The 4,904-nt window shown below is 65.1% G+C and carries 8 protein-coding genes; 6 read left to right on the forward strand and 2 right to left on the reverse strand.

What is annotated here, in order from left to right:
- Positions 1 to 99: 99 nt before the first annotated feature.
- Together BGN95_RS09550 and BGN95_RS09555 are read right to left on the reverse strand one after the other, a co-directional pair.
- Positions 100 to 510, reverse strand: a complete 411-nt coding sequence (locus tag BGN95_RS09550) for an ArsR/SmtB family transcription factor (RefSeq protein ID WP_018251191.1) — start codon at positions 508 to 510, stop codon at positions 100 to 102.
- Complete coding sequence (locus tag BGN95_RS09555; protein ID WP_018251192.1) at positions 507 to 1,130, reverse strand: peroxiredoxin; 624 nt, start codon at positions 1,128 to 1,130, stop codon at positions 507 to 509. The genes BGN95_RS09550 and BGN95_RS09555 overlap by 4 nt, the downstream gene beginning before the upstream one ends.
- A 72-nt stretch (positions 1,131 to 1,202) precedes the next feature.
- Between BGN95_RS09555 and BGN95_RS09560 the strand changes: the two genes are divergently transcribed.
- The 6 genes from BGN95_RS09560 to BGN95_RS09585 all read left to right on the forward strand — a co-directional run.
- Positions 1,203 to 2,132: an MBL fold metallo-hydrolase gene (locus tag BGN95_RS09560; RefSeq protein WP_018251193.1), complete on the forward strand. Its 930-nt coding sequence runs from the start codon at positions 1,203 to 1,205 to the stop codon at positions 2,130 to 2,132.
- A complete protein-coding gene (locus BGN95_RS09565; RefSeq protein ID WP_170172224.1) occupies positions 2,132 to 2,569 on the forward strand; it encodes a YeeE/YedE family protein in 438 nt (145 codons plus the stop codon). The genes BGN95_RS09560 and BGN95_RS09565 overlap by 1 nt, the downstream gene beginning before the upstream one ends.
- Entirely contained in the window at positions 2,569 to 2,994 is a 426-nt protein-coding gene (locus BGN95_RS09570) for a DUF6691 family protein (protein ID WP_018251195.1), read from the forward strand. Before BGN95_RS09565 ends, BGN95_RS09570 begins: the two co-directional genes overlap by 1 nt.
- Before the next feature lie 18 nt (positions 2,995 to 3,012).
- A complete protein-coding gene (locus tag BGN95_RS09575) occupies positions 3,013 to 3,447 on the forward strand; it encodes a protein tyrosine phosphatase family protein (protein ID WP_018251196.1) in 435 nt (144 codons plus the stop codon).
- Positions 3,444 to 4,676 carry an NAD(P)/FAD-dependent oxidoreductase gene (locus tag BGN95_RS09580; protein ID WP_018251197.1) on the forward strand — a complete coding sequence of 411 codons (1,233 nt, stop codon included), beginning with the start codon at positions 3,444 to 3,446 and terminating at the stop codon, positions 4,674 to 4,676. Before BGN95_RS09575 ends, BGN95_RS09580 begins: the two co-directional genes overlap by 4 nt.
- The coding region (locus BGN95_RS09585) for a sulfite exporter TauE/SafE family protein (RefSeq protein ID WP_286772492.1) at positions 4,673 to 4,904 on the forward strand (232 nt) is incomplete at its 3' end. The genes BGN95_RS09580 and BGN95_RS09585, both read left to right, overlap by 4 nt.

Raw genomic sequence — 4,904 nt, forward strand, 5'->3', positions numbered from 1 at the left:
GTGACGCCTGCTGACCCGGCACTGCTCATGACGGCCAAGCATCCTGCAACTGCGATAGCGGGAAGCCGCATCTGGTTTGTCCTTTCGAAACCGGAATGATTATCCGACCCTCGCAAATACGGCTGCGCCTATATTTTGCGGCCGCGTGGCAGCCGACGCCCCGCGCGCTCGCGACGGTCGGGAAGCGGGCGCTGCCTCATGCACGGCTAGATCATCGGCGCCGAATATCGCCTCGAGCGTGCGCACGCACATTGCGGCTGCGTCATCGGCGAGCCGGTAATGGACCTGCTTTGCCTCGCGTCTCGTCTTCACCAGCTCGGCGCGGCGCAGCTCGGCAAGCTGCTGGCTGAGGGCCGGCTGGGTCACGCCGGTCGCAGCCTCTATGTCCGCAACCTGCCGCTCACCGCCCAGCAGATAGGACAGGATCATGAGGCGCTGGGGTTGAGCGAACACGCGCAGCTTTTCGACCGCCGCATCGGCGATCGCGCGGGATTGATGGATCGCCGTCATCGATCGGCCTTCAACTGATGAAACCAGTCGGCACCGGCGCTGCACGGCAAGGCGGGCGGGAGCAGGACGTCGTCACCCGGCTGCCAGTCGGCCGGCGTATAGGCCTGCCCATCGGCCGATCGCTGCAATGCCCTCACCGTGCGGAGCATCTCGTCGACCGATCGCCCGACGTTCATCGGATACCAGTTGAGCGCACGGATGATGCCCTCAGGATCGATGAAATAGGTCGCGCGCACGGCCGAGGCGTCGCCGGCCTGTTCGTCAAGCATGCCATAGGCGTAACCCACCGCCATCGACGGGTCTTCCACGACCGGGAACGGCACCTCTACACCGAAGACATCCTTGATCGCGCGCAACCAGGCGACATGCGAATACAGGCTGTCAACCGACAGCCCGAGCAAGGCGCAGTCGAGCTCCTCGAATTGCGGTGCGGCCTTCGCCAGGGCCACGAACTCGCTGGTGCAGACCGGCGTGAAATCAGCCGGGTGCGAAAAGAACACGACCCAACGACCACGATACTGATCGAGCGACATCGCGCCCTGCGTCGTGCGGGCGGTGAAATTCGGGGCCGCGTCCCCGATGCGCAACGAGCGCGGTACGTCTGCATCCATCGTTTCCATGCTTTTCAGATGGCACGGGCAGCCCGTTGACGCAAGCGGATTACACAACTACATAAACCATGAAATCAATAATTGGAGGCGATCGTGGAATCGGCGTTGAATGAGGCAGTTGCGCAGATTGAACGTGCGAAGGCGGCGGTAGCGCCGGTCGTTCACTCGTTCTTCGACGAGCCGACCAACACCGCGACCTACGTCGTCTGGGACCCCGCCACGCGAAAGGCGGCGATCGTTGACAGTGTCCTGAACTTCGACGCTGCGGCCGGTCGCACCAATACGGCGTCGGCGGATGCGGTAATCGCTTATGTGCGGGAGCACGGCCTTTCGGTCGACTGGCTGCTCGAAACCCATGCTCATGCCGACCACCTGTCTGCGGCGCCCTATCTGCAAAAGGCGCTGGGCGGTCAGCTCGCGATCGGCCGCGACATCATTCGCGTGCAGAACGTCTTCGGCAAGATTTTCAACGCCGGCACCGACTTCGAACGGGACGGCTCCGAGTTCGACCACCTGTTCGACGATGGCGACCGTTTTACGATCGGCGACATCGAGGCCATCGCGCTGCATGTGCCGGGGCACACCCCCGCCGATATGGCCTATGTCATCGGCGACGCAGTCTTCACCGGCGATACCCTGTTCATGCCGGACTACGGCACCGCACGCGCAGACTTCCCCGGTGGTGATGCGCGCCAGCTATTCCGCTCGATCCGTCGACTGATGCAGTTGCCCGACGAGACGCGGCTGTTCCTGTGCCACGACTACAAGGCTGCGGGGCGCGACCGGTATGTCTGGGAGACGACCGTGGGCGCGCAGCGCGTCGGCAACGTCCACGTTCATGAGGGGGTGGACGAAGACAACTTCGTCGCGATGCGCACCAGTCGGGACGCCACCTTGTCGATGCCCAAGCTCATCCTGCCATCGGTGCAGGTCAATATGCGCGGCGGCCATCTGCCGGAGCCGGAAGTCAACGGCACCCGCTACCTCAAGATTCCACTGGATACGCTGTGATGCCCGGATTTCCCCATGCCATGCCGCTTGCCGGCTTCATCGGCGGCCTGATGATCGGGTTCGCTGCGGCGATCATGTTGCTGGGCAACGGCCGCATCGCCGGGGTCAGCGGCATGTTCGCGCGTGTCCTCGCTCTCTCTGAAGGGGGAGCGCCTTGGATGATGGCCTTGCTTTTCACGGCGGGGCTGCCCCTGGGCGCGGCGCTGACCGCAGCCAATGTGAATGTGGAAGCTCGCTTCCCGACGTCGCTCGGGCTGATCGCCGTCGCCGGGCTGATCGTCGGGATCGGGACGCGGCTCGGCGCGGGGTGCACCAGCGGTCACGGCGTCTGCGGCCTGTCGCGCCTGTCGCCGCGGTCCATCGTCGCGACCGGCACGTTCATGGCGACCGGCATCGCCACCGTGACCCTCATGCGTCTCGCGGGAGTGGTATCGTGATGCGCCAGAGCCTTCTTTCGCTCGTCAGCGGCACGCTGTTCGGCGCCGGCCTCGCCGTGTCCGGCATGATCGATCCTGCGCGGGTACGGGCGTTTCTCGACGTCGCCGGTGCCTGGGACCCGACCCTGGCATTCGTCATGGCGGGAGCGATCCTGCCGATGGCGATAGCCTGGCTCATCGTGCGTGGACGCTCTACGCCGATCGTCGCGGAGCAATTCCATACGCCGGCCACGTCGCCGATCGACGCGCGCCTCCTCGGCGGTGCCGCCCTGTTCGGCATAGGCTGGGGCCTTGTCGGCCTGTGCCCCGGCCCCGCCATCGCCGCGCTCGCGATCCAGCCTGCCCCCGCGCTGCTCTTCACCGCTGCAATGGCGCTCGGCGCAGCCATCCACCGCTTCGCACTCATCCCACGCCGTTCGGCGTGACCGGACAGGAGACATTACATGGCCTTCAAGAAGATCACACCGTCCTTCTCGGCTGCTCCCCAGCTCACCCGGGATGATGTCGCTGCCGCCGCACAGGCGGGGTTTCGCTCGATCGTTTCGAGCCGGCCAAATGGCGAGGAGCAGGGACAGCCGAGCGCACACGAGATGGCCCGGATCGCCGAAGAACACGGCCTTGCGTTCGCCCATGTCCCGATCGTGCCGGGCAAGGCGACCGATGCCGATGCGGACCGGATGAAGGAAGCGCTGACTGCGCTGCCGGGACCGACGCTCGGCTTCTGCCGAAGCGGCACGCGGGCGGCTACCCTATGGGCGCTGGCGGAGGCGAGTCATGCCGATCCCGAAACGATCGTCGGTCAGGCCAAGGCAGCCGGGTACGACCTGGCCGATCTGAAGCCGGCGCTCGCTCGCCGGTCCGAAAGAACCGGCAAATGACCTACGACATCGTCATCATCGGAGGCGGAGCTGCGGGCATCGCAACCGCCGCCAGCATCCTGAAACGTAACGCCAAGGTGTCGATCGCGGTCGTCGATGCGGCCCGGGACCATTATTACCAGCCCGGTTGGACGTTAGTCGGGGCAGGCGTTTTCACCCCCGAACAGACCCGCAAGGCCGAAGCCGATGTCATGCCCAAGGGCGTCGAATGGATCCGGCTGCCGGCGATCACCATCGACCCCGAGCGTCAGGCGATCACCCTGGGCGACGGGGATACGATCGCCTATCGTGTCCTGATCGTCGCCCCCGGCCTGCGTTTGGCGTGGGAGAAGATCGCGGGGCTTACCGAAGCGTTGGGCCGCAACGGGGTCACGTCCAACTACCGCTACGATCTGGCGCCCTACACCTACCAGCTTGTCCAGGAATTGCAGCGGGGACGCGCGCTGTTCTCGCAACCGCCGATGCCGATCAAGTGCGCCGGCGCGCCTCAAAAGGCGATGTACCTGTCCTGCGACATCTGGCGCGAACGCGGTGTTCTCCCCGCGATCGACGTCGAATTTCACAACGCCGGTGCGGCGCTGTTCGGCGTCGCGACCTATGTCCCTGCGCTGATGGAATATGTCGAGAAGTATAGGATCAACCTCAAGCTCGAATCCAACCTCGTCGCGGTCGACGCCGATCGGCGTATTGCCACCTTCGAGCGCAAGCAGAACGGTGTCAGCGAGCGGATCGAGCGCGGGTTCGACATGCTCCACGTCGTGCCGCCGCAGGTGTCGCATGACGTCGTTGCCAAAAGTTCGCTCGCGGCGGCAAACGGCTTCGTCGAGGTCGATGAGGCGACGCTGCGCCACAAGCGATACGACAACGTCTTTGCCTTGGGCGATGCTGCGGGGACGAGCAATGCGAAGACGGCTGCGGCAGCCCGCAAGCAGGCACCCGTGGTGGCGGTCAACGCGCTCGCCGCACTCGAAGGCAAGCCTCCTGTTGTCGACTATGACGGCTATGGGTCGTGCCCGCTCACCGTCGAGCGCGGCAAGATCGTCCTCGCCGAGTTCGGCTATGGTGGAAAACTGCTCCCCAGCTTTCCGTCGTGGCTGCTGAACGGCACGCGCCCGACGCGCGCTGCCTGGTTCCTGAAGGAGCGGATGCTGCCCCCGATTTACTGGCAAGGCATGCTGAAAGGCCATGAATGGATGGCGGCTCCGCATAAGATCGGCAAAGCGGCATGACCCTCGAACCGATCCAGTATCTGCTGGGTGCGTTATCCGGCAGCCTGGTGGGCTTTACCCTCGGGCTTGTCGGCGGGGGCGGCTCGATCCTCGCCGTCCCACTCATGGTCTATCTGGTGCGCGTGCCCGACGCCCATCTCGCCATCGGCACGAGCGCGTTCGCCGTCGCGGCTAACGCCGCCACGGGGCTGATCGGCCATGCAAGGGCGCATAACGTCAAATGGCGCT

Origin of the sequence: Sphingomonas sp. 66-10, from assembly GCF_001897045.1 — a bacterium.
Classification (GTDB): Bacteria; Pseudomonadota; Alphaproteobacteria; order Sphingomonadales; family Sphingomonadaceae; genus Sphingomonas; species Sphingomonas lycopersici.